Annotated in this window: 22 protein-coding genes; 4 read left to right on the forward strand and 18 right to left on the reverse strand. The window is 42.9% G+C overall.

Annotation, left to right across the window (positions count from 1 at the left end; genetic code table 11):
• Window positions 1-12: 12 nt before the first annotated feature.
• From FGM00_RS14225 to FGM00_RS14255, 7 genes are all read right to left on the reverse strand, one after another.
• A complete protein-coding gene (locus FGM00_RS14225) occupies window positions 13-1,242 on the reverse strand; it encodes a fibronectin type III domain-containing protein (RefSeq protein ID WP_138853550.1) in 1,230 nt (409 codons plus the stop codon).
• A 9-nt stretch (window positions 1,243-1,251) separates the two neighbouring features.
• Complete coding sequence (locus FGM00_RS14230) at window positions 1,252-2,505, reverse strand: Kelch repeat-containing protein (RefSeq protein WP_138853551.1); 1,254 nt, start codon at window positions 2,503-2,505, stop codon at window positions 1,252-1,254.
• Between the two features lie 22 nt (window positions 2,506-2,527).
• Window positions 2,528-3,847 (reverse strand): Kelch repeat-containing protein, encoded by a 1,320-nt coding sequence (locus FGM00_RS14235; protein WP_138853552.1) that lies wholly within the window; start codon window positions 3,845-3,847, stop codon window positions 2,528-2,530.
• Between the two features lie 48 nt (window positions 3,848-3,895).
• Window positions 3,896-5,104, reverse strand: coding sequence for a DUF5018 domain-containing protein (locus tag FGM00_RS14240; RefSeq protein WP_138853553.1), 1,209 nt, complete (start codon window positions 5,102-5,104; stop codon window positions 3,896-3,898).
• A 227-nt stretch (window positions 5,105-5,331) separates the two neighbouring features.
• Complete coding sequence (locus tag FGM00_RS14245) at window positions 5,332-5,844, reverse strand: hypothetical protein (protein WP_138853554.1); 513 nt, start codon at window positions 5,842-5,844, stop codon at window positions 5,332-5,334.
• A gap of 144 nt (window positions 5,845-5,988) precedes the next feature.
• Entirely contained in the window at window positions 5,989-6,381 is a 393-nt protein-coding gene (locus tag FGM00_RS14250; protein ID WP_236262790.1) for a DUF4242 domain-containing protein, read from the reverse strand.
• A gap of 327 nt (window positions 6,382-6,708) precedes the next feature.
• Window positions 6,709-7,791, reverse strand: coding sequence for a nickel-binding protein (locus FGM00_RS14255; RefSeq protein ID WP_175416231.1), 1,083 nt, complete (start codon window positions 7,789-7,791; stop codon window positions 6,709-6,711).
• Window positions 7,792-8,025: 234 nt separating this feature from the next.
• Here FGM00_RS14255 and FGM00_RS14260 point away from each other — a divergent pair, with 234 nt between their 5' ends.
• Both FGM00_RS14260 and FGM00_RS14265 read left to right on the forward strand, forming a co-directional pair.
• A complete protein-coding gene (locus FGM00_RS14260; RefSeq protein ID WP_138853556.1) occupies window positions 8,026-8,781 on the forward strand; it encodes an ABC transporter ATP-binding protein in 756 nt (251 codons plus the stop codon).
• 1 nt (window position 8,782) lies between these two features.
• Window positions 8,783-9,961 (forward strand): ABC transporter permease, encoded by a 1,179-nt coding sequence (locus FGM00_RS14265; protein ID WP_138853557.1) that lies wholly within the window; start codon window positions 8,783-8,785, stop codon window positions 9,959-9,961.
• A 191-nt stretch (window positions 9,962-10,152) separates the two neighbouring features.
• Here FGM00_RS14265 and FGM00_RS14270 read toward each other — a convergent pair whose 3' ends face one another.
• The 3 genes from FGM00_RS14270 to ruvB form a co-directional block, all read right to left on the reverse strand.
• Window positions 10,153-11,181, reverse strand: coding sequence for an SRPBCC family protein (locus FGM00_RS14270; RefSeq protein WP_138853558.1), 1,029 nt, complete (start codon window positions 11,179-11,181; stop codon window positions 10,153-10,155).
• 293 nt (window positions 11,182-11,474) lie between these two features.
• Complete coding sequence (locus tag FGM00_RS14275; RefSeq protein WP_236262791.1) at window positions 11,475-12,860, reverse strand: cytochrome P450; 1,386 nt, start codon at window positions 12,858-12,860, stop codon at window positions 11,475-11,477.
• A 33-nt stretch (window positions 12,861-12,893) separates the two neighbouring features.
• The gene (gene ruvB / locus FGM00_RS14280) at window positions 12,894-13,916 is read right to left on the reverse strand and encodes a Holliday junction branch migration DNA helicase RuvB (protein ID WP_138853559.1); all 1,023 of its coding nucleotides are present in this window, start codon (window positions 13,914-13,916) and stop codon (window positions 12,894-12,896) included.
• 97 nt (window positions 13,917-14,013) lie between these two features.
• Between ruvB and FGM00_RS14285 the strand changes: the two genes are divergently transcribed.
• Entirely contained in the window at window positions 14,014-16,281 is a 2,268-nt protein-coding gene (locus FGM00_RS14285; protein ID WP_138853560.1) for an acyl-CoA dehydrogenase family protein, read from the forward strand.
• 180 nt (window positions 16,282-16,461) lie between these two features.
• On the opposite strand, the gene FGM00_RS14290 is transcribed toward FGM00_RS14285, so the two are convergent.
• Window positions 16,462-16,776 carry a hypothetical protein gene (locus tag FGM00_RS14290; protein WP_138853561.1) on the reverse strand — a complete coding sequence of 105 codons (315 nt, stop codon included), beginning with the start codon at window positions 16,774-16,776 and terminating at the stop codon, window positions 16,462-16,464.
• A gap of 113 nt (window positions 16,777-16,889) precedes the next feature.
• On the opposite strand from FGM00_RS14290, the gene FGM00_RS14295 reads away from it, so the two are divergent.
• Window positions 16,890-17,309 carry a helix-turn-helix domain-containing protein gene (locus FGM00_RS14295; protein WP_175416232.1) on the forward strand — a complete coding sequence of 140 codons (420 nt, stop codon included), beginning with the start codon at window positions 16,890-16,892 and terminating at the stop codon, window positions 17,307-17,309.
• A gap of 3 nt (window positions 17,310-17,312) precedes the next feature.
• Here FGM00_RS14295 and FGM00_RS14300 read toward each other — a convergent pair whose 3' ends face one another.
• The 7 genes from FGM00_RS14300 to FGM00_RS14330 all read right to left on the reverse strand — a co-directional run bounded on the left by FGM00_RS14300 (window position 17,313) and on the right by FGM00_RS14330 (window position 24,239).
• Window positions 17,313-17,516, reverse strand: a complete 204-nt coding sequence (locus tag FGM00_RS14300; protein ID WP_138853563.1) for a hypothetical protein — start codon at window positions 17,514-17,516, stop codon at window positions 17,313-17,315.
• Window positions 17,503-18,018 carry a hypothetical protein gene (locus FGM00_RS14305; RefSeq protein WP_138853564.1) on the reverse strand — a complete coding sequence of 172 codons (516 nt, stop codon included), beginning with the start codon at window positions 18,016-18,018 and terminating at the stop codon, window positions 17,503-17,505. The genes FGM00_RS14300 and FGM00_RS14305 overlap by 14 nt, the downstream gene beginning before the upstream one ends.
• A gap of 284 nt (window positions 18,019-18,302) precedes the next feature.
• Complete coding sequence (locus FGM00_RS14310) at window positions 18,303-19,127, reverse strand: GIN domain-containing protein (RefSeq protein ID WP_138853565.1); 825 nt, start codon at window positions 19,125-19,127, stop codon at window positions 18,303-18,305.
• A gap of 123 nt (window positions 19,128-19,250) precedes the next feature.
• On the reverse strand, window positions 19,251-21,083 hold the full coding sequence (locus FGM00_RS14315) for a cytochrome c oxidase subunit I (protein ID WP_138853566.1): 1,833 nt from the start codon (window positions 21,081-21,083) through the stop codon (window positions 19,251-19,253).
• A gap of 79 nt (window positions 21,084-21,162) precedes the next feature.
• The gene (locus FGM00_RS14320; protein ID WP_138853567.1) at window positions 21,163-22,257 is read right to left on the reverse strand and encodes a cytochrome c oxidase subunit II; all 1,095 of its coding nucleotides are present in this window, start codon (window positions 22,255-22,257) and stop codon (window positions 21,163-21,165) included.
• A 28-nt stretch (window positions 22,258-22,285) separates the two neighbouring features.
• Window positions 22,286-23,665 (reverse strand): quinol:cytochrome C oxidoreductase, encoded by a 1,380-nt coding sequence (locus FGM00_RS14325; RefSeq protein WP_138853568.1) that lies wholly within the window; start codon window positions 23,663-23,665, stop codon window positions 22,286-22,288.
• Window positions 23,666-23,678: 13 nt separating this feature from the next.
• On the reverse strand, window positions 23,679-24,239 hold the full coding sequence (locus FGM00_RS14330) for a c-type cytochrome (RefSeq protein WP_138853569.1): 561 nt from the start codon (window positions 24,237-24,239) through the stop codon (window positions 23,679-23,681).
• Between the last annotated feature and the right edge of the window lies 1 nt (window position 24,240).

Genomic DNA, 24,240 nt, shown 5'->3' on the forward strand with positions numbered 1-24,240 from the left:
GGCTTGTCCTGTTCATTCATCTAGATACCGCCAATCTCTTTTACGGTTGCCTAACATGGCGGATATAGGATAATCGTCATGTCCATAAACATAGTCGAAATAATAAGTATCGCCTAAGCTTAAATTATCCTGTTCATCAAATACCTCGTAAGCTGTAATGTTGTTGAAACTCTGCCATTGGATTATGCCGAAATCGAAACTTTCCATACCAGTGGGTGTGTTGGTCAACATATTAAAGGATCCAAATCCAAATTGTTCAGAGATAATCCGGGAATAGGGATTAATGTTGTCGTCATAAGCGATTTTCACCAAAGCCTCAAATTGAAACCCGCTTCCCAGGCCATAATCTACTTCCGAAAGAATCTCCACAATATTGTCTCCTTCCCATTGCAGGGTATTCCTAAACGTCACTTCATCTTCAAAGGAAATTTCAATTTCAGCTGGATGTTCGCTGGTGGCATCATTATATTTAAACACAGCGTTATCTTCAACTACGGAAATACCTCCCTTCCCCAAATCTATTATTGTCACCTTGGTTACAATGGTGGCTCTATCGCTGTCGTCATATTCAAAAGTCCACTGCATGCCCTCATGCCCGTCCCCGACACTCACTTCAAGTTGTTTACCAGAAGTGGTGTATTTATATTCATATACTTCGTTTTTTGAATTCCGCAATCGTTCAAGTCTGGATGGGTCACCTTGATAGGTTGTCAAATAGTCGTCGAACTTCGTTAATTTACCATTGTCAAAGTCGAATTCAATAGGACCTCCTTCATTGTTCGCATCATAATGAATTAGCCATTTTATAGGAATTTTGATAATCAAAGGTCGGGAGCTTTCAGATGTTGCCCCTTTTGCATCTTTTGCAACCACCTTCCAGTAATATTGGGTCTCGAAATCTAAATTTTCAGTCAGCTTAAAACTCGTAGTGCCGAGATTTTTCGCAAGTAAGGTACCGGGGTCATCCTGGGTGTCTAAATAAAGATCGTAGGTTACGCTACCCCCATCTGGATCGGTGGCCTGTTCCCAAGAAAAAGTGGGTCTGCGATTTACAATCGTACTATCACTTTCCGGTGTCAATAGCAGAAAATCATTAGGCGCTCGGTTTACGGGATCGGGCTTGTCAATGACGTCGGGTTTGGGTGCTATCGGGCTATCGTCTTTGTTGCAGCCTAACACCAGCAACAGCATGAGTGCCAACATCAATGCCCATCTAAAAATTCGTTTTTCTTCTATTTCCATGATTTTAATTTATTCAAGTACCCAAACATCATTTTTTAAACTACCCCCGTCACCGCCAATCACCCAGATTTTTTTATTGAATAAGACCGTTGCATGTAGATTGCGTATCGGGAAATTGGCAGCATCGGTACTAAGCAGCCACTCCGTACCATCACTGCTATACCAAATGTAATTTTGGTCGGTTCCCGTTGCTCCTCCTATGAGCCACATTTTATTGGCATAAGTGGTCACCGTATGTTGTTGCCGCGCCCTAAAGGCACCTTCTTCTGTTGCCAAGGCCCATGTTTCACCATCGGTACTATACCAAGCATCATTTTTATTGATACCATCGTTGCCACCGATCACCCACATTTTATCATCAAAAACGGTAGTGGCATGTTCTTCTCTTGCTGTAAAATCGGCGTTCGCGGTGGCCATTTTCCAATCCACTCCGTTTGAACTTGACCATACATCATTTCTTCGAGTGCCATCGTACCCACCTATGACCCATAACTTCTTATTAAAGACTACCGTTGAATGCAGGTTCCTGCCCGAAAAAGCAGCGGCTTCGGTTGCCAATTTCCAATCAATGCCATTGTTCGAATACCACACTTGGTTGCCATATTCGTTATCGGTATTCCTACCCCCGATTACCCAAATCCTATCGTCAAAAACTGCTGTCGAAAAACCGTTTATTCTACTAAATTCAGCTGTATCGGTCATCAATTCCCAGCTATTGCCATCGATACTACTCCATACCTCGCTTGTGAATCCGCCTAAGGTAGTGGTGCCTCCAATAAGCCATAAACGTTGCTTGTACGCCAGAGCCCTGTGCCCTCTACGCCCAGCGAATTCGGCGTTCTCAATAACTAGACGGCCGTTTGAAATGGTTCTAGTGGTAAAGCTGGCAACAGCACTCGAATTGGCCGCCCCAAGGTCATCCTTGGCGACTACCCGCCAGTAATATTCGGTGCGTATAGCCAAAGAATCGGATAGTGTAAAATTGGTCTCGGTCAGATCGGTCGCCACTAGAGTGGTTGATTCCGCAGTGGTCCCCAGATACACGTCATAGGTGACACCATTACCTTCTGGATCTTCGGAAGCTTGCCAGCTGAGCATGGGTTGTAGCTCTGTTGCCTCAATATTCTCCCAAGGGATAAGTTCAAAAGCCGTGGGAGGCGCATTTTCCGCATTATCCGGTGGGTTGCCGACAAAATCATCCGGGGAACAGCCAATTAACAAGGCCAAGACAATGCCAATTACAATACTATTTAATTCTTTCATGATTACTTTTTTTAAATTTTAATTAATCAAAGACCCAGATATCGTTGTAATACTTTTCTGGGTCATCCCAATCCCAGCCTCCAATCAATACCATCTGGTCGTTAAAGGCATTTAAGGTTGGTCTTACCCTTCTTTCATAATTTCCACCAAGTGCAAAGCGTGTCCAGTCTTGACCATTTTCCGAGTACCAGATATCGCCAAATACTCTCGAAGGGTCATCGCCCCCGTAAAGCCAGATCTTATTGTCGTACACGACTGCGGCATGAGATACCCTCGGTAAAAAAGGGGCATTAGGCGTAGCTTCTGTCCATGTAGCACCATCGGTAGTGTACCATACATCGTTCAGATAATTGGTGCCATCAAAACCTCCGATGACCCAAAGTCTGTCGTCGAAAACCACTGAAGTATGACCAAATCTAGCAGACCAAGGAGCCGGATTATGTTCACCAGATTCATCCCATCCTTTTACATCCGCAGTAGACCACACGTCATTTAAGGGAACATCGGCAGCATTAACTCCACCCAACACCCATACCTTATCGAGGAATACGGCAGATGTATGCATTTCTCTTCGTTCCCACGGGGCATCATAAGGAGCTACACCAGGGTCAAAAAGGCCATGGCCATAAGTAGGAAACATATAACGTGATCTCGTATTTTTGCCAATTCTTGTTCTTCCACCTAGAGTCCATAATGTATCGCGAAAGGCCACCGAGGTATGGCCTCTTAACCGATCAACTCCTGCATCGTCAACACCTGTCCAAGAAATACCATCATCCGAGTACCATACGTCTGCCAAGATGCCCGTTTCATTCTGACCGCAATGCAGCCATAGTCTGTTGTTGAAAAAAGTGACCGTATGTAACATTCTCGGGGCAAAGTTGGCCTCTGAAATCGTAGCCGACAAGGGGTTGTTCAACATGCGGGTTACAAATGAAAAGACATTAGAACTTTCCTCTTTACCCTTACCGTCTTTTGCAGTTACCTTCCAGAAATACTCGCTTGACAGAGAAAGACGGTCATTTAATGTATAGGTAGCCGTATTCAAGTCATGTGCTATACTTTCAATTTTGCCTTGTCCCTGGCCCAGCAAAAAATCATACCGTACCTTATCGCCATCAGGATCTGTCGAGGTATTCCACCTAAAAGTAGGCAACAAGCTTACTGCAGTGTCTTCGTCTTTGACTTCCAATAAGGTAAAAGCCCCCGGAGCTCGATTCTCGACTTGTGCATCGGGCTCATCTGTTGCATCTGGAACCTGGACAACATCATCATCGTTTTTTTTGCAACTGATTAGTACGAACAGCACCAGTAACAATCCTAAATATCTAGTCTTTTTCATGGTATATCTTTATTTGACATCTATCCCAACCTACACTACGACAATAGCTCAAGGAGAAATGATTACCGACACTGTATAGGTGTTTGTGCTACCATCTAAACCTGTGACAGTATACTCCACCGCGTTCGAGAAATTTTGGGCACCTGTAGGACTAACCGAGGCATTACTGCCAGCGGTGACCGAAATGGATGGCGTTAAACTATTGCGCACAATCGGGCTTGTTCCCTTGGGCAGGATGACCGCGATGGTCCTCAGCTCCTCATTGATCGTGCCTATAACATCTGAGGAAAGAGTGGGATTTTGACCTCTATTAAATCGAAAACTAGTGATGCTCTTGAATGCCCTTCGAACCGTTACATTATAGGTGACCGAAACACCATTTGGAGCCAGCAACGTATAATTCACGGTATTCATGAAATTCTGTTTTCCGTCCGGGCTAATAGACAGTGGATCGACAAACATTATTTCAGGTGCCGGTAAATCAGCGACATCCGTACTTTCGGATACGATTACTTCTATTTCATTTTTTATATTATCAATAGTTCCTTCACCTACAACAATGTCCCCAACTATATCATTTACAAACTTCACAAAGCGGAAACTCGTTATCTTCACGGGAATCACAGTTACTTGGTAGGTGGCTGAAGAACCATCCTCGGCGGTAACCGTGTATGGGACGACATCTGTAAAATTCTGAAAACTTTGAGGGGTATAAGTCGCCGCGTCTGAAACAAATACAGTCGGGGATAAATTTGTGACGTCGGTCGTATTAGGCACATATATAGTTATTGTTTTGGCGGATTCATCTAAGATTGATACCACGTCGTCCGAAAGTCCGTTATCATCTGCCAAGAACTGAAACTCCGTTATCGCTTTTTCATCATTCGCCTCAATGTCTACAGTTACGGTATAGTCCACTGTTGATTTATCTTCAGCAGTAACCTTGTAGACCACCGAATTGGTAAAGTCTTTGGGACCGGAAGAATCTACAGTTGCCTTTGCCGAGGCTTGGATAGTTGGTTGCAACGAGGTAACATTAGTGGAATAGGGTACCGTTGCCGATATTGTTTTGGCGCTTTCGTTAATTAGTCCCGTTACATCATTCGACAGATCATTATTCGATGAGGCATCGAACAAAAAAGAAGTGATTTTCTTTTCACTGTCAAGCATAACAGTGGTATTATCGTCATCATTTTTTTTACAATTGATCGCTAAAAAAATAAGGAATAGCAATCCTAAATACTTGGTAGCTTTCATAATCAAAATTTTTAATGGTTTTCTTTTTATAGTACTAAAATCGCGAGGGAAGAACTATTATCTTAGTGGGTGTTGGATTACAACGGGGTAAAAGTATTTTATACAGCGCGCAGAGGTTGTGAGATGAGTTCCAAAATTGAAACAATCGTTGCAAAAGAATACTTTGGACATACCAAACCATCTCTTTTACTTCGGTTTTCAAAGGCTAATGAGCTACAAAACCCCGACTACGGCAACATCGGATTTCTAGGTGTAAAAATCCCCTCCGGATTTTCCATGGGCACCCAAACGTGTAAAGTCCAAAGGCTAAACTCCGTATCTATTTTCCAAACGTCATCACTACCCGAATATCCTTCGGGCGGTAGCGGAGGGTTGTCGAGATCTTCAATGGAAATTCCATATTCAACGGCCACCAATTCCATACCTCCCGAGCTGGTCTCGATAAAAATCAAAACCTCAGGATTCTCCAAATCGAAAGTGTCATCCAACAAGCCGGCATTCAAGTAATGAAAGCCCATTTGGGTACGATATTCGGTAGCTTTAATATCATAGCCTTTGCTTTTTGCGTTATCAAAATTTTTAAATGGTTCAACGGCTATTTTAAGCCGTGCCACTTCATTTTCCCAAGGTCTTATATTCTCCTTGTCGCAGGCATTGAGTATCAAGAAGGCCAAGATCAGTAGTACAAACCAGAAAAATGATTCAAAACCGGTATTTTCTCCACTTTCTAATTTTTTCATGATGTTATCATTTAAAGGTTATTGGTTCAAAACAAAATTTTGGGGAATCTTATTTTTTGAATGGAAATAGTTTGGGAAACCACCCGTCATTCGCTTTTGAAAAGTCCTGATGGGTAGATTTCCGCCTAACACTAACTCAAACATTCAATTTTTGGCTGTAGCAGGATTGATTATGGTTGCCAATTCGGTAATGCTATTTGCAGGAAAACCGCCTTTTTCGGCGTGTTCTTTAAGGGCTTCTTCATTTTCAGCCTTGTATACACAGTACACTTTATTTTCAGTTACATAACTATGTACCCATTCTAAGCCTTTGCCCATTTCTGCAACAACGGCATTCGATTTTTGTGCGATTCCCGCCAATTGCTCCTGTGAAAGTTGACCGGCATTGGGTATATCGCGTTCTATGAGGTAGGTTTTTAAGGCTGTCGATTCCATATTTTTTGTGGTTTGGTTCTTATCCGTTTTTTGGGCATGCGACCCCATGGTCGTCAATACCATTGAAATGATAAGCACTTTGAATACCCCCTTGGCTTTCATATTTTCCTTGTTTAGAATTTATACTTCAAAAGTAGCGGAGCATTTTCCCAAGAACGCCTACATTTCATTCAAAAAATGAAACAAATAATGCACAATGAGCTACCTCGATTCAGTAATACGGGATATCCCTCGAAATGTCGGGTTCAATAAAAACAAAGTCCAAAATCCAACAGAAAAATACATGCCACTCGAAATTAAACCCTAAGAGATTAAAGTGTAGACACACCGCTTTCAGTTGACAATATCATATTGACCAACAAACCGTTATACTGTCTTTTAAAAGTATAAGACGGTGTAAAAATTAGGTGAAGGGATTTTGGTTTTGCACTACATCTTAAGGTATTGTAATGGCGCTAATCCGAAACGTTTTTGAAAACATTTCGTAAAATAGGAGGGACTGCTAAATCCGGTTTCGAAGGTCGTTTCCGAAACGTTGTAACCAGCCTCTAGCATATGAAGGGATTCGACCAAACGGTATTCCCTGATTAAATTATTGGGCGACATCTTAAAAAGTGCAACACATTTTCGATACAACTGCGATTTGCTTAGGCTATGTTTACGACAACAGTCTTCTACGGTAAAATCGGCATCTTGCCAGTTCTTTTCCAAAACTTGCATCATCAGTTCCAAGAATTTTTCTTCCCCGATGGTCATACTTTTTACGCGTTCTAATCGCTGGTCATTTTGACGATCCGACTTATTCAACTCATCAACTATTGAGGCCAGCACGATTTGGTTGCTATCGGCTATAGTGCAGAGGTGGCGCGCGAACCTAATAGTGGTACCGAACAGTCTATCGCTCTTATCAACCGGTAAGCCGGCATTGAGGCTCATGCCCAAACCTATTTCCTCCGAAAGACCGGCCACTTCATTTTGAATACCAAATGCACAGTTTATTCCTTGTGAGGCAGAAATGAACGAGACTACGAATCCCTCACCCTCCATTTCAACGAGACGCCCCTCATGTTTTGCGATCTGCTGCTTGACATTCTTTGTAAACTCGTACAAAACTTCCCTTGCCTTGGTAGTTCCTAAATCGTGCTCAAGCAGTTTTGCTTTAATTGTGGTAATAACCAATATGATTCGAAAGGCAGGGTCGTTAAAAATCTTCAGACCGGTATCAGCGGAAACACTGTGGTTTTCGGGGTATTTTATTCTTCCTAAAAAAGCTTGTACAATACCGCTATTCACTTCTATGATTTCGTGGGGTATGAGTCCGTGGGCATCATTGTGCATCTCGATAACCGATTCTTTGTCTGGCGCTTCAAGCAAGCAAAATGCGCTGCCATGGGCCTCATCGACCCAATATGTCATTACCCTACAACCATAATTCCCTTGTATCTTAAGGTCTTCCTGATGCGCTTCCGCAACATGTTCGGCGATTACTCCGGGAACAATATGTAAATCCATATAAATAGGCATAGTGGGCTTATTGTGTTATGACTCAAGATACTCAAATGTCACGAAGATTCATTTTCTGTGGCAAAGAAACGAGGTCTAGACATCTAAAAATGACAGATTTAGTTCAAATACTTGTAGAAATAAATCACTATTCCGCAGTGCCAATTCAAAAACTAGGCAGTAAAAACTGTAACATTTTGCGATTTTTGTAACTAACATGTGGTATGCAACTAAACTACGCTTATGATTAAAATAGACAACCTCACCAAATCCTTTACCTCTAAAACCGGGAAGGGATTCAAAAAAGAAACGGTTACCGTAAACGCGGTCAACGAAGTTTCTTTTGAATGTAAACCTGGAAGAATCTTTTCTCTTTTAGGACCCAATGGCGCCGGAAAAACTACGACACTACGAATGATCGCGGGTATTATAAATCCTAGTTCAGGTACTGCCGTTGTAGATGGGATAGACATTTCGCAAGGCAATGACGAAGTAAAAAAGCGCATTGGCTTTCTCACTGGCTCGACCGGACTTTACGAACGGCTGAATCCCGATGAAACACTTGATTTTTTTGGAAAGCTTTACAAACTGCCAACGGCAGCATATGAAGAGCGCAAAGAATATCTTTTTGAAAAGTTGGGGATCAACGAATTCCGTAAAAAAAGGGTAGGACAAATGAGCACGGGAATGAAACAAAAGGTTTCCATCGCGCGGACACTGATCCATGACCCAGAAGTGCTGATTTTCGACGAACCCACCTCCGGGCTTGACGTCATTACCGCAGATAGCATAATCGATTTGATTCGGGAATCGAAAGAAAACAATAAAACGGTTATTTTTTCCTCGCATATCATGAGCGAGGTCGACCTACTTTGTGATGATCTGGCGATCATCGATAAAGGATCGATAATCTATAACGATTCTTTCGAGAATTTTAAAAGGGAAATGAAAGCCGACAACCTAACCCAAGAATTTATCAACCGCGTTAAAGAAGCCTAAAATGAACGAGTTATATATTATCATAAAAAAAGAGCTTACCGAATTGCTACGGGACAAAAAGACCATTATCAACTCTATCGTGCTCCCGACCTTACTCGTACCGATCCTCATCTTTGGAATGATCAAGGTAACCGAGATGATCGATAAGAGCGAGCAGGAGAAATCGGTTAAAATCGGATTGGTAAATGCGCCCGAAGATTTTACACAATTGGTAGCCAATGATACCCTGAACAAGATTACCACCTATGGTGAATCCATTGATTTTAAAACGCTCATCGATGATCAAACCATACAAACGGCCGTAGTTTTCCCTAAAGATTGGAACGCCCAGATGGATAGCCTCCGCTCCGCCGACGTACAGATTTATCGCAACGGGACCAAGGACAACGTAAATGGCCGCATTTCCAAGATGCTGGAAATCTATGAAGCCGGCATCAAGGAAAAACGTTTGAACCGCTTGCAAATTTCCACCGAAAAACTAACCCCTTTCAATAAGAATTATGTGGAAGTGGGCGAACAAAAAGAGCTTATCGGAAAGCGCATCGGCGGTTTTATCCCTTACCTATTCATCCTTACGATGTGGGGCGGGTGTTTGTTGGCGGCAATCGATCTAGTGACCGGCGAAAAAGAACGAAAGACCATAGAGACGACCTTATCGTTACCGGTCTCGAAATTCAAGGTATTGCTGGGTAAGGCCATCGTAGCTTCCATTTTGGGTTTTGTACCCGCGCTGTTAAACTTGATAGGGTTGATCCTGGGACTTAAGTTCATTCCCGGAATACCGGAAATGTTCAAGTCGGCCATAGATGAAATGCTAAACTTTCAATCGATAACGATGATCATGCTCTTGTTGATTCCGTTCGCCATTTTCCTGGCCGGTTTTATCATTGCACTGGTCGCGGGGGCAACTACCTTCAAGGAAGCGCAAAGCAAAGCGGCACCCATCATCATGGTCATTATCATACCCTTGGTCTTGGCCATGATGCCGGGTATTGAGTTTACCTGGGCTACGGTTTTTATCCCGGTGCTCAACATAGGTCTTGGGGTAAAGGAAATAATGGCCGGGACTATAAACATGGGGATGTATGCCGCCATGCTAACCTCGTTGATCGCGTTTGCGGTAGGAGCCATTTATTTCAGCTACAGAAAGTTTTCGGATGAGAATGCAATTTTGAAGTAGGATAAAAAAAGACGAAAGACCATCACGCCTGAGGCGTGATTCCTAGAAACAAGAGCCAAGACTCCATTTACGCACCTGTTAAAGGGGCAATGAAACCTTGGTTCTTTGTTCTTGGCGCTATTGTCCTTAAAAATCTTTCTTATTCACCCCACAACGTTCGAGCCAGAAAGTTGGAGAAAAGTCTCCTCCGCCTATTTCACCGGATAGTAGATATCAGTTTGTATTTCATTTTCCTTGACCAAAGTAGGGTCGTTCACATACTTTTCGTAAACCGGACCGGCCGCCGTGAGGTTATTGGCCTTCATGTATTCGGCAATCGCTATATGGGCTTTCTCGTCACCTGTTCCGTAATTTCCGAACTTGGATACCATGACGACTTCACCCTGTGGTATGCTAACCTTCTTCATACCTTCTGCTGGAGGCAGATCTTTTTCCAGAAAAAGGCCTATAATCATATCGACCTCCCCGGTTTCCATATCCCAATTATTAAAGATGGCAGATGGCATATATTCCTTAGGGGCCAGGCCTTTTTGGGAGGCGTACATGCCCGCCTTCGGCATCGACTCTTGAAAAAGCTGCATCGCCTCCTCGGTAGTGGAAACATGAGGGTACCCGATAAAGGTTTGGGCATCCATCGTCTTCTTGGTAATTTCGCCCATAGACCAGGTTCCGGCCGGTTTATAGTCTTTTGCCGTTATCTGAACGATGCTGTCCAATTTCTCAAGGCCCCTTTCGAACATAGGCCCCATCATATTGTCGTAGCCCCCGCTAACCGCACTGATCAATTTCATCATGTAGGGTGATTCTTCGGTCTTCATTCCCCAGGTCACCTCTGTTCCGTTTTCTATCGGCTTAAAATTCCAAAATCCTCTGGCAGAACCCATTCCTTCAAATGTCATTTCGTTTACAATGGCTTCATTTCGCTTTGCTTCTACCATTTCCATACTTCCATTTCCGCTTGAGCTGGTCCAGCTGTAGGAAGCTCCCTCACCTTGTGTTTGTTCATCGTATGCAAAGGTCATGTTTGGATCTTCCTCTTTCCAAGGACCCCATGCCTCCCAATTCTTATAATCGGAAACATTGTTGTAGACTACTTCTACAGGAGCGTTCAGAACTCTTGTGCGCTTTACCTCATAGGCATCGGGTTGTACGGCCGCGTAAATGGCCAGACCGAGGACTACTATCAATACGAACAGTAAAATGTACTTTAAAATTTTCATGGTGTTTGTTTTTAGGTTGTTGTTTTCCCATCATTCCCATGAAGAAGTGCCTTCCTCAATGGTCAAATGAGATTATCTTAAAAAGCTAACAGCTGGTTTCTAGGCGTTTAGATAAATAAATATACAATAATTTATAATGTAAATGGAAAATGACATACAGGTTCACATACTTCCGATGATTCTAAATATCGCGCCGTCAGGCTCGGTAATCCCCCTTTTTGAGAATTGAAGTTCTATGGATAACACCTTTGTGGAAATTTCGTCAAACTATCAACTTAGCATAGTCCAGCTACCTACCTTAGGGAGAATTTAACGGGTACTTTCGCCGGTTTCAAAGAAACCAAAGGATTGATCTGTACTTCGCTGTCGGAAGTTGACAGACGGTACTTTTTGACCAAAAGCCCTACCGTTAGCATCATTTCGTACATCGCAAAATTGTTCCCCACGCACATACGCGGTCCGGCCCCAAAAGGAAAGTAGTAATCGGAGTAGTCTTTTTTATTCGCGGCATTAAAGCGTTCGGGACGAAATTCAGAAGGATGTTCCCAAAAATCGGCATGGCGATGTAACTCATAGATGCTCATCAGCCAAACCGTATTTTTTTTAAAAGTGTGACCATCTATGGTATCTTCGGCCAAACTGACCCTATCGATAACATAGGCCGGCGGATAAAGGCGCATGGCTTCTTCAAGACACTGTTTGGCGAACGTCAACTTGCCCATCGCCTGCATTAGGTCTTCCTTGTCAAAATCGATTTGACCGACCTCTTGAAATAATTTCTCCTGAATTTCTGGATGCTTTGCAATCAAAAACAACGTAAAGCTAAGCGTATTCGCTGTAGTCTCAAAACCGGCGGTGAACAGAATCAACACCTCATCAATAAGCTGCTGTCGCGACATACCGGTACCATCTACGTACCGCGCCTGAAGTAGCATATCGAGCAAGTCATCTTTTTCCATTTCTGACGTTACCCGTTCTTCTATGACCTCATCCAGAATCTTTTGGCCTTCTTTTGAAAAATTGATATGTTTTCGAATCGCCCCACTCAAATGAAACCACCATTTCAAATAGGGCTGCCGCATTTCCTTGATCAGCATTTGTTGATTCGTCATGGTAATGCGCTGCAGTTTTCGCATACGCTCCCGAATATCCCCGGCACTGAACAGCGATTTGGCAACTACTTGAAAGGCAAGGTCGCCCATTAAAGGAAAGATATCGCGTTCTACATCCGGTCGTACTTCTTTTAATTCCGTCTGGATGGCGGAAAGCATAATTCCCAACAAACCCTCCAACTTCTTTTTATGAAAGGCGGGTTGTACCATTCGGCGATGGGTTCGCCAAAATTCCCCGTTCGACGTTAAGATACCTTTTCCGATGTATTTGGCCAGATCCTTGGATTGTAACGAAGACTTGTGATAGTTTTTATGGTTTTTCTGCAAGATGTATTTGATGGTCTCCGCATTGCGGGTAAAGACTACCTTACTTGCGGGGCCGATGTGTACCATAAAGGTATCACCGTGTTTCTCGAACCGCTCGTTATGAAAAGGCAATGGATTGGTGAGGATTCGTTTACGGTTTTTGAATACCTCTGCCTGGGAGACCGAAACAAGGGGCGTTTTGAGAGTTTCTGCAGTGTAAGATGGGTTGTTTTTAGCTGTTTCGGGCATTTTCATTCGCATGTATCATTGTCAATTCCCGAACTCTCGTTGCTACTAAAAGAGTCCGCCTTGTATATTTCCTTTGATTCGACCGAGATGTTTATAGGCCAACTCGGTAACTTCCCGGCCTCTCGGGGTTCTCATGATAAAACCTTGTTGTATCAAAAAGGGTTCGTAAACCTCTTCGATCGTTTCCGGGCTCTCCGAAACGGCGGTCGCTATAGTTGATATGCCTACCGGGCCGCCTTTAAATTTATCGATAATAGTGGTCAAAATCTTATTATCCATCTCATCCAGGCCATGGGCATCGACGTTCAATGCTTTTAGACCGAATTTTGAGATGTTCATATCAATATGGCCATTACCCTTAATTTGGGCAAAATCACGTACGCGCCGTAAAAGGGCATTACAGATCCGGGGTGTGCCCCTGCTGCGGCCAGCAATTTCTATGGCGGCATCCTGTTGAATCGGCACTTTTAAAATTTCGGCACTGCGCTCGACTATTGTCGACAGCAATTCGGTGGAATAATATTGTAAGCGGCTTTGAATACCGAACCGGGCACGCATTGGTGCAGTTAATAATCCAGATCGGGTAGTCGCACCGATGAGCGTAAACGGATTCAGATTGATCTGTACCGAACGGGCATTAGGACCAGTCTCGATCATGATGTCGATTTTGTAATCCTCCATGGCCGAATAGAGGTACTCTTCGACGATCGGGCTTAAACGATGTATCTCGTCTATAAACAGTACATCGCGCTCTTCTAAATTGGTCAAAAGTCCGGCGAGGTCACCGGGCTTGTCCAGTACCGGGCCTGAAGTGATCTTGATACCCACGCCCAGTTCATTGGCCAGAATATGGGCCAAGGTAGTCTTACCCAATCCCGGAGGGCCATGAAACAACGTATGGTCTAGGGCTTCGTTTCTTCGATTGGCCGCTTCCACAAAAATCCTAAGATTTTCCAACACTTGTTCCTGTCCCGTAAAATCATCGAAAGTGACGGGACGCAAGGCTCTTTCAATATCCAACTCCTGGGAAGAAAAACTATCCGAGGTCGGGTCTAAGTGCTCGTTCATATGACCACAAAGATAGCGAAAAGAGCAAAGACCTTTGTGCAATCGGCTCAATAGAATCCAACGCGTTTTGAAGTAAATAAATTCGTAATTTCAGGACATGAAAAAGTTTGACTATTCCCTCCGTATTCTGCCCTACATTCCTTTCTTTTATGTGATTTGGTCGGATGATTTATTGTCTACCTCCGAAATTACCGTAATTCAAAAAAACCTCGACGAAGACGATTCTTTGACCAAGGACGATAAAAAGCTGTTGAGTGCATGGTTGAAACGGGATAAGCCGCCTGCCGATTCAGAATTCAAAGGATGGAAACTGTTGGTACATAATTCCGGTGTAAAATTGATCGAGAGCGACACCTATCCTTTAACCGCACTAAGCCAGCGGATGGCCACGTATTACAAATCGAACGATGCCTTTAATGAACAACTAAAGCAAATCGAAATCAACCTGGGTATACAACCCAACCACTACAACCATTTGTTCGATGTAGAGGTGGAACACGAAACGACTTCCGACTATTACGATGCCAAGGAAATAGATACTACACTAAAAGGGAAACATGCTAAGCTCATCGATGGGTTTCGTGCGGTACTGAACGACCCACTTTTCGACTGGGATATTCATAGAACCAAAGAAGCCTTTCGAGAAGTTGTTTTGGAACAGGTAAAGTTCTTGGCCGATAGAGGTTACGGCGCGATTGCGTATCCGGAAACCTATGGAGGAACCAACGATATGGAGGGCTACGCCTATATGTTCGAAAACATGATGTTCGTCGATGGTAGTCTGACCATTAAATTCGGAGTACAATTCGGATTATTTGGGGGTAGCATTCAAAAACTCGGAACCCAAAAACATCACGATCGGTATCTCAACGCTACCGGTAAGGCCGAACTGCTGGGCTGTTTCGCAATGACGGAAACCGGTCATGGATCGAATGTTCGCGGGATAAAGACCACCGCCACCTATAATAAGGAAACCGACCAGCTTGTCGTTCATACGCCAGGAAACAACGACAATAAAGAATATATCGGAAATGCGCTGCATTCTAAAATGGCATCGGTTTTCGCACAACTGATCGTCAATGGCAAGAATGAAGGCGTGCACGCCATCTTAGTGCCTGTTCGCGACGAAAACCACCAGCTCTTGCCTGGCATTAAAATCGAGGACAATGGTTATAAACTTGGTTTAAATGGGGTAGACAATGGCAAAATATGGTTTCACCAAGTTGCCGTCCCGCGTGAAAATTTATTGAACAAATACGGGACCATCAAAGACGACGGAAGTTACCATTCCGACATCAAGAATCCGAACAAACGCTTTTTTACGATGTTGGGCACCTTGGTCGGTGGCCGTATCTGTGTTGCCCGAGCCGGACTGGGCGGGGCGAAAATGGCTTTGGCAGTTGCGGTCAAGCACGCGCTCAAAAGAAGACAGTTCAACGACAGCATAAAAATTCAGGAAGATTTGTTGATGGATTACCCCATGCATCAATTACGATTGACCCCGCTTGTGGCGAGTGCCTATGTCTATCACATTACCTTGGATAAAATGATGCAAGACTATTGCGATGATTCGCAGCCGGATAAACGTGTGGTAGAGACCCAAGTGGCGGGACTGAAGTCGATGGTAACCTGGTATGCCAATGAAACGATTCAAGAGTGTCGGGAGGCCTGCGGGGGAAAAGGCTATCTGCTGGAGAATCGTATTGCGGACCTAAAGGGCGATGTCGATATTTTTACCACTTTCGAAGGAGACAATACCGTTCTGCTATTGCTGGCGGCCAAAGGGGTGTTGTCAGATTTCAAGGCCGAATTCAATAGTTCCGGGTTCTCATCGGTTCTGAAACTTTTAAGTACACAGCTCAGCGATAAATTGGCCACAATCAACCCGATGTACTCGAACAAGGTCGATGCGGCGCATTTGTACAATCCGAAATTTCATAAACATGCATTTGACTACCGTACCCGCAGACTCACCTATACGTTAGCGATGCGCATTCGGGACTATATTAAAAAGGGGATGCCTTCGTATCAGGCGTTCATGAAAGTACAGACTCATTTGATCACTTTGGGTAAAGCCTATGCGACGGAATTGGCCTACAACACTTTTTCGGATTTTGTAGCGACCATGCCGGACGGGAAAAATAAGGAACTATTCGAAAAACTAGGTACCCTACATGCCCTACATGAGATTCGTAGCGATGCCCATTGGTATTTGGAACAGGGGTATATCGGAAACTCCAAATCGAAGGCGATACGGTCTCGGGTCGAACGGCTCTGTACCGAACTCCGACCCCATATTGAGGTGTTGGTCGATGGTTGGGGCATTCCAGAATCTTGTATGAGTGCACCTATTGCGAAAAAATAGGAATTGTACTTTTTTACGCAACAAGGATTCACGTTTACCGATGAGATTTAATGGAAATTGAAGAAGCGAGTAAGTGTCATCGCGGAGTACTTTGAACACGATTTGAAAAATCCTATTTGTCCTATTTTCCATTCATTTCGGAAGCACTTTAGAAATCGTTTGGAGGGATTTTCGAATTCATTACCTTGAACTCGACCGCAAATGACTTAGGGGTTGGCTTATAATCTTATGCATCTTTTGACACAGATTTTCATGCAACAATTTATACGTATTGGCGTCGATGAACAAGTAGCGTTCAAAAAGTAAAAAATCGTCCAGCAAGGAAGTAATCGGGTTGTTGGGCGTGCAGCGTACCACGTCGAAATCTGAATTATCGGATACCATCAAGGTCTGCGGAGAATCCTCGAACAAACCTAAAGCCTTATCACTGCCGTATAGGATATAATTGGTACTACCCAATCGATTGCTTCGCGATATGTCTTTAGAAGATGTCATTATTTTCGCTCCCCGGATACTAAAAAATTTAGAATTTCAACGATAATCGAGACGAACCGTTGATAAATACACGTATTTTCCGTATATTTGGGGTATAAATATATATTCAATTTGTGGATAATACTAATTCAAATACCCAAAATGCCACTTTTATTTTAAAAAGGGTGAAAGATTTGGTCAATGTAAAGCGAGATTTCCATCTGGCACGCCTCTTGAACATTGCACCTACGACCTTATCTAATTGGAAAAAGAGGAATAGTATTGATTACAAGCTTCTCATTGAGTTCTGCGTAGCCCAAGGTTTCGATTTGGATTACGTGCTGGCTGGTATAGAGAAGGATAAGGTAAATACACAAATGGAAAATCTTGCCGGATATCTAATCGACAAGGTACGCAATGAATTCAAATCGGATTTTCAGGAAATCAGAACTGCTCAAAAGCAGTTGGTAGAAAATTTAGATAAGCTGAAAACGAAGGAAGAAATTGCGTTGGCAAAACAAAAATTATCGAAGACCATAGCCCACAATAATTAGCGGTTATCGATTGTTCGTTTGATGTACGTAACTTAGTAGTAATTCTGACATCTCCTTGGTCTGCATATCCGCAACGATACGATTGTAGTCGTTCTCAACATCGTCTATAAGCCGACCGAACTCATCAACCGATATTTTGCCTTCATCAAAAAGCGCAGTAGCTCCTTGAATCAATAAACGTATGTTGGTAAATCTACTTTGTTGCATCTTGCATTTTAGCTTTTAATAGCTTCTCCTTAGCTTCTTGTATCATTAATTTCGTACTTCTTTCTGAAGACTTCCGTGCGAATTGCATAATAAGCAACAAAATAACGGTAATTCCAAAAGAATACGAGTAACTGTACCCATTATCGACCAAACTATAATCTATCAGTATAAAATAAAACTGTAGCACATAACAATAGATAGGAACAATATACGCATAAAAATACGGTTTCAATATCGATCCGACAATAATTAACAATGGAGAAACGGTTACTCCTACCAACCATATAAAAAATGAAGGGTCAATTTGATTTTCTACGAACTTATCGGGCATCAAAGCTTCAACATCAACATTAACCATAGCTTTGTCGAGATATAGGATCAATCCCGACAAAGCTATAATTATGGATGCCACAACACTAGTACGTTCGTTCAGGGAATTATTACTTCCCCCCTGCCGTACCTGGTCTATGACCTTTTGTAAGATCGACCGATTCTTGCTCATACAATTCGTCTTCTGCTGCTGTGTCAGGTTTTGTGCACGAAGTCATTGCAATAGCGGATACAAATGTCAAAGCGAAAATAATTCTTTTTAAATCTTTCATAACTAAATGTTTAAGGGTTTACAATGCCCCCAAACTATGAAAGTTTTTTTAAAAAATGTCGTGATTTCCGACTTATTCTTTGTATTTAACGCAAATTGTAAATACCACGATAAAAACCGATGACATTACGAATATAACAAAATACTATTAATGTGCTAATATCGAGCACTTTTTTCTTAATAGCCTATTCTTTCTCCTTATGCAATTCGGACGTATCCAAAAATTCGATGATGTCGATTTTCGGGTTTCCCGTTAAATACGTTTTGGATGAGCCGCGCGAAGTAAGTTCGAAATCCTTCAGGGCAAATACTCTTGCGCTTGGGGAGCCTTCGGCAAAAACTTCTACCCCTTCTGCCTCCAATTTGCTCGCTCTTAAATTCGAGTTGTCGAACAAATGCGCACTTAGTCCGTAAGCCGTTCCTTCCATTTTTATATTTGCGCTTGAGGTTAAATCCACATTCGTCCATTCGCTGATCGAATATACTCGTACATCCACTCTATCTTTAATGACAAGATTCAAGGTGTCGGATTGAAAATTTAGATCTCCGGAGCTATTTCCTTCCATCTCTAAATCAATAACACTGGCATTCACATTCATATCCATTTTAGCGGAACCGAACAATTTGGCATCGAAAACGTCTGAAACAACATTGTCCTTTGTCTCTATTCGTCCGTCGCGTGCAATAACGGATTGTAATTCGGTATAGCTTACGACGATATCAAGTTTCTTTTTTGCGGTAATCTTATAGAAAGAACTTATTTCCAACACCCCATTGACCACCTCAAATTTCAAAACGTCGATCAAGTTGTCATCCGCATTGATGAAAACACCTTCTTGCCTTCCTTTACGGAGCTCGATTCTAAGGTCGTCATTGAGCTCGATAGCGTTGAACGGGGGTAAATCTTGCTGCACCTCTATAACGCTCTTATTGCCCTTTATTTTGGGTTTACGTTGGGAGAACGCTTGAAGGCAAAAGACCAGCGCAATCAATAGTGTTATTTTTTTCATTATTTGTTTCTTCTTTGGATTTTAAAGATATTATAAAAATAAACATATCCTTTTGTATCTACCTGCAATAAAAATGCCCAACTGTTTCGGTTGGGCATTTTTTATATAAATAATTACGTTCGTCTAGTGTTGCAGTTCCTCTTCGTCTTCTTGAAGAGGTACGGTCTGAGGTACAAAATCCTGTCCTGGAATAATGTATTCCCCGTTTTCGTCCACCTTACTGTAATCGTAAGCCCAACGGTGAACTTCAGGAATCGGACCATCCCAGTTACCGTGAATATGCTTCATTTCAGCCGTCCATTCCAGTGTATTGGATTTCCAAGGATTTTTTGGACCAACCTTTCCGTAAAAAATGCTATAGATAAAATTGGCAGCGAATACCAGCTGGGCAGCAGCCGCGATGAAAGCGAAGACGGACATCAATACCTGAACATCGGTAAACTCGTCGAACATCGGGAAGGCCGTGTTTTCGTAATAACGCCTCGGGACTCCCGCCATTCCCACAAAGTGCATGGGAAAGAATATACCATAGGCCGCAAAGGCGGTCACCCAGAAATGTACGTAGCCCAAGTTCTTGTTCATCATTTTGCCTTCGAACATTTTCGGGAACCAGTGGTAGACACCCGCAAACAATCCGTACAGCGCAGAAATACCCATTACCAGGTGAAAGTGTGCCACCACGAAATAAGTGTCGTGCACATTGATATCCAATGTACTATCTCCGAGGATAATTCCGGTTAGACCTCCCGTGATAAAGGTGGATACCAATCCTATGGAAAACAGCATCGCAGGGTTCAGCTGCAAATTCCCTTTCCATAAAGTTGTGATGTAGTTAAAAGCTTTTACCGCAGATGGAATCGCAATCAATAAAGTCGTAAATGTAAATACAGATCCCAAGAACGGATTCATACCGGATATGAACATATGGTGACCCCAAACGATAGTCGATAGAAAGGCTATGGCCAAAATAGATGCGACCATGGCACGGTATCCGAAAATAGGCTTGCGTGCATTGGTAGACATTACCTCTGAAGTAATACCCAATGCTGGAAGCAGTACAATATACACTTCTGGGTGTCCTAGGAACCAAAATAAATGTTCGTATAATACCGGTGACCCACCTTGATAATGCAATACCTCCCCTTGCAGAAAAATATCCGAAAGGAAGAATGAGGTTCCAAAACTTCTGTCCATAATCAACAGCAACGCTGCAGATAACAAAACCGGAAAGGAAATGACACCGATAATGGCCGTTACGAAGAACGCCCATATCGTCAGTGGCAATCTGGTCATAGACATGCCCTTGGTTCTTAAATTAATTACCGTTACGATATAATTCAAAGAACCCAGTAAGGACGATGCGATAAATATCGCCATTGAAACCAACCACAGGGTCATACCCATACCTGATCCCGGTTGGGCCATGGGCAATGCACTCAATGGAGGATAAATCGTCCAACCTGCCGCTGCGGGTCCCGCCTCAACGAACAAGGAACAAATCATGACTACACTGGCCACGAAGAACATCCAAAAAGAAAGCATGTTCAAAAAGCCGGATGCCATATCACGTGCACCGATTTGTAACGGAATCAATAGGTTACTAAAGGTACCGCTCAATCCGGCAGTGAGTACAAAAAAGACCATAATGGTACCGTGCATGGTAACCAACGCCAGATAAATATCGGCATCCATAATCCCATCAGGAGCCCATTTCCCTAAAAAGGTATCGAAAACCAAAAATGATTCCCCAGGCCAGGCCAATTGCATTCTCATTAGTAAAGACATCGCAATACCAATGAAGCCCATAACCAATACCCCAAGAATAAGGTATTGTTTGGCGATCATTTTATGATCTTGGGAAAAAATGTATTTGGTTACAAATGTCTCTTTATGGTGATGATGTCCATGATCGTCGTGTGCGTGCTCTTCTACGTGCGCCTCTATTGTTGCTGACATATTCGTAATTCTTTAAATATTAATCTTCCTTTTATAGCCTTTTTCAAATTGAAATCAATGCACTGTGTTCGTGCCGATCTCATTCTACCCCAAGGGTAGTGTTAAATGCAGGTTCCGGCTCATTGCCGGCCATCGTCTGCCCAAATGTTTGTTGTGTATTTATCCAAGCGTCATACTCCTCCTGCGTCTCAACAATTATTTTCATTTGCATATTGTAATGTGATTTACCACAAATCTTATTACATAATAGTACATAGTCAAATTCCCATGGATCTGCGTTGTCCTCACCTCGAGCCGCTCTTTCAGCCCTTATCTCGTTCGTGCGCTTTACCTTATCCATGACATCGGGGTCGCGTCGAATTTCTTCCGTTGTCTTGGTCGGAGTAAATGAAAATTCGGTTATCATACCAGGAACACAATTCATTTGCGCCCTAAAATGAGGCATATAGGCTGAATGTAGAACGTCTTGGGACCGCATTTTAAAATTAACCTTTCGCCCCACGGGTAAATGAAGCTCCTTTACAATAACATCATCGGCGGCGTAGGTATCGCCTTCATCCAAACCAAGAACATTAGCCCTATCAATATCGATCATCCTTACATTGGCACCACCCAAAACATTGTCCTCACCACCATATCTGGCCGTCCAGTTAAACTGCTGAGCATAAAGCTCAACGATCATAGGGTCGTCTTCTTCATTCACATCCATAATCTCTGTCCATGTATATAGACCCCACAGGATCAATCCGGCCAGTACGATTACAGGAATAATCGTCCAAATGAACTCCAAACGATCATTATCGGCATAAAACAATGCCTTATTACCTTTCTTACCACGGTATTTGTAACCAAAATAATGCAATAAAAATTGGGTGATGAACTGCACTATAAATATGATTACGAATGAGACCAATAACAGATAGTCATACTCCTCACCATGTGCCGAAGAGGCATCTGGTAAAAAGAATTTTGAGTATTTCCAAAAACAGAATATCGTAATCAAGTAGGTGAACACCATAAAAGCGAACAGCATATAGCCATTGTTTTTATTATCACCGTCATTTGCAATTTGACTGGATTCAGTTCGCAACTGCGACAGTTCGAAAATCTTGGTCATTTGCCAAATCGCAATTGCCACTAGAACCAGAACAATAAATATCAATAATGTCGTCATCGTATGTTGTACTATTATACGTTAAATCTTAGTAATGGAAATGTTTACTTTCTTCAATAAACGGATTCCGTTTGGGTTGTAACGGTTGACTTGCCAATGCCCTGAAAATCCAGAATATGAATAGTCCCGCAAAGAACAATATAGCCCCGATTTCAGGAATACCGATATACCATTGATCACCTACTGTTGCCGGCATGATGGCATTGAAAATATCCATATAGTGGCCTGCAAGTATTACGATACCGGCCATGATCACAAACCAATTGATGCGTTTGTAATCACTATTCATTAGCAGTAATACAGGAAATAGGAAATTCATGGCGACCATACCAAAAAACGGTAATTTATAATCCGCGATACGGGTTACATAATACGTTACCTCTTCGGGAATATTGGCGTACCAAATAAGCATGAACTGCGAGAACCAAAGGTATGTCCAGAATATACTGATACCGAACATGAACTTGGCCAAATCATGAATATGGCTATCGTTCACAAGTTCTAAATAGCCTTTTGATTTTAGGTAGACCGTTACCATCGCAATTACGGTAATGCCCGAAACGAACATACTGGCAAAAATATACCAACCAAAGAGTGTACTAAACCAATGTGGGTCTACGCTCATGATCCAGTCCCAAGACATCATAGACTCGGTGATCAAATAAAAGACCAAGAAAGCTGCCGAAATCCTAAAATTCATCTTGAAGTTGGAATCGTCGGTTGCTTCATCCTGTTTTAAGGATAATTTTCTAGAATACTCCCTGTAGAGTATCCATCCCCCTAAAAAGATGACTGCCCTTAAAAGAAAGAACCATCCATTCAAATAACCGGATTTACCTTGAATCAATTCATCGTGGGCCACTACTTCCGGGTCCATCCAAACGAACAAATGGTTCATATGTAACACCGATAGCACCAAGATTACGAATACGATAATACCCCCGGGTACGATATAAGCCGTAATGCCTTCCATCACTCGAAATAAAAGTGGCGACCATCCTGCTTGCGCAGCTCGTTGTATCGCATAAAACGCAAGAACGCCCAAAGCAATCATAAAGAAAAAGAAAGCCGCTACATAGAGCGCTGCCCATGGTTTGTTCTGTAACTGGTGCAATACATGTGTTTCATGCGACATAGCGTGTCCTGTCTCAACCTCTGCATCTTCCCCCCCTTCGGTATGCTCTCCCTCCTGTTCCAAAATAGGACCTCGGGCCACCCCTTCGCCTTCATCTAAATGCGGGACGGAAGACTCATGATCACCTTCGTGGCCATCTCCATGGGAAGCCACCATCTCCATGGCTTCCGCCTCGGTACTAGGTGCGGCGAGGAAACCCCAACCAATGCCTAGGGCGCCAACAACCATCAAAATAATGGAACCTAATTTTATTTTACTTGAAATCGTGTACATATTATTCTATGTATTATTTTGATAACTCTTCTTTCAGTTTCATTACGTATTCGGAAACCTGCCACATTTCATGGTTGTTCATCTGGGAAGCATATGCCCCCATGGCGTTCAGACCATACTGCTGTACGTGATATGCAGTACCTACGGTGATGTTTCTCGCCGCATCATCATAGCTCGGAATGCCCAATATCTTTTCCTGCTTCACCAACCAACCTTGTCCATCGCCCTTATCGCCATGACAAATAGCACAGTAAATCGTATACAACTGGCCACCAACAGCTAGATTCTCCTCGTTCTGTAGTGAATCTAACGGACTTGCCTTTGCCCTCGCCAGCTCCTTACCTTCGGGAGTATTCTCAAATTCGTAGGGCATCCAACCGCGGGTTATCGTATGTTCCGGTGGTAACATTGCTTCTTGACCGCTTGGCAAAAAGTTAACTTCCTGATAGGTCTCATAGCCCACTGGCTCGTACATGTTCGGCATATACTGATAATTAGGCCTACTATTGTCGGCACAGCTCGCCATAAAGGCCACTAAGCTTACTACCAATCCTATTTTTATAAAACTGTTCATA

The organism is Aggregatimonas sangjinii (assembly GCF_005943945.1).
Classification (GTDB): domain Bacteria; phylum Bacteroidota; class Bacteroidia; order Flavobacteriales; family Flavobacteriaceae; genus Pelagihabitans; species Pelagihabitans sangjinii.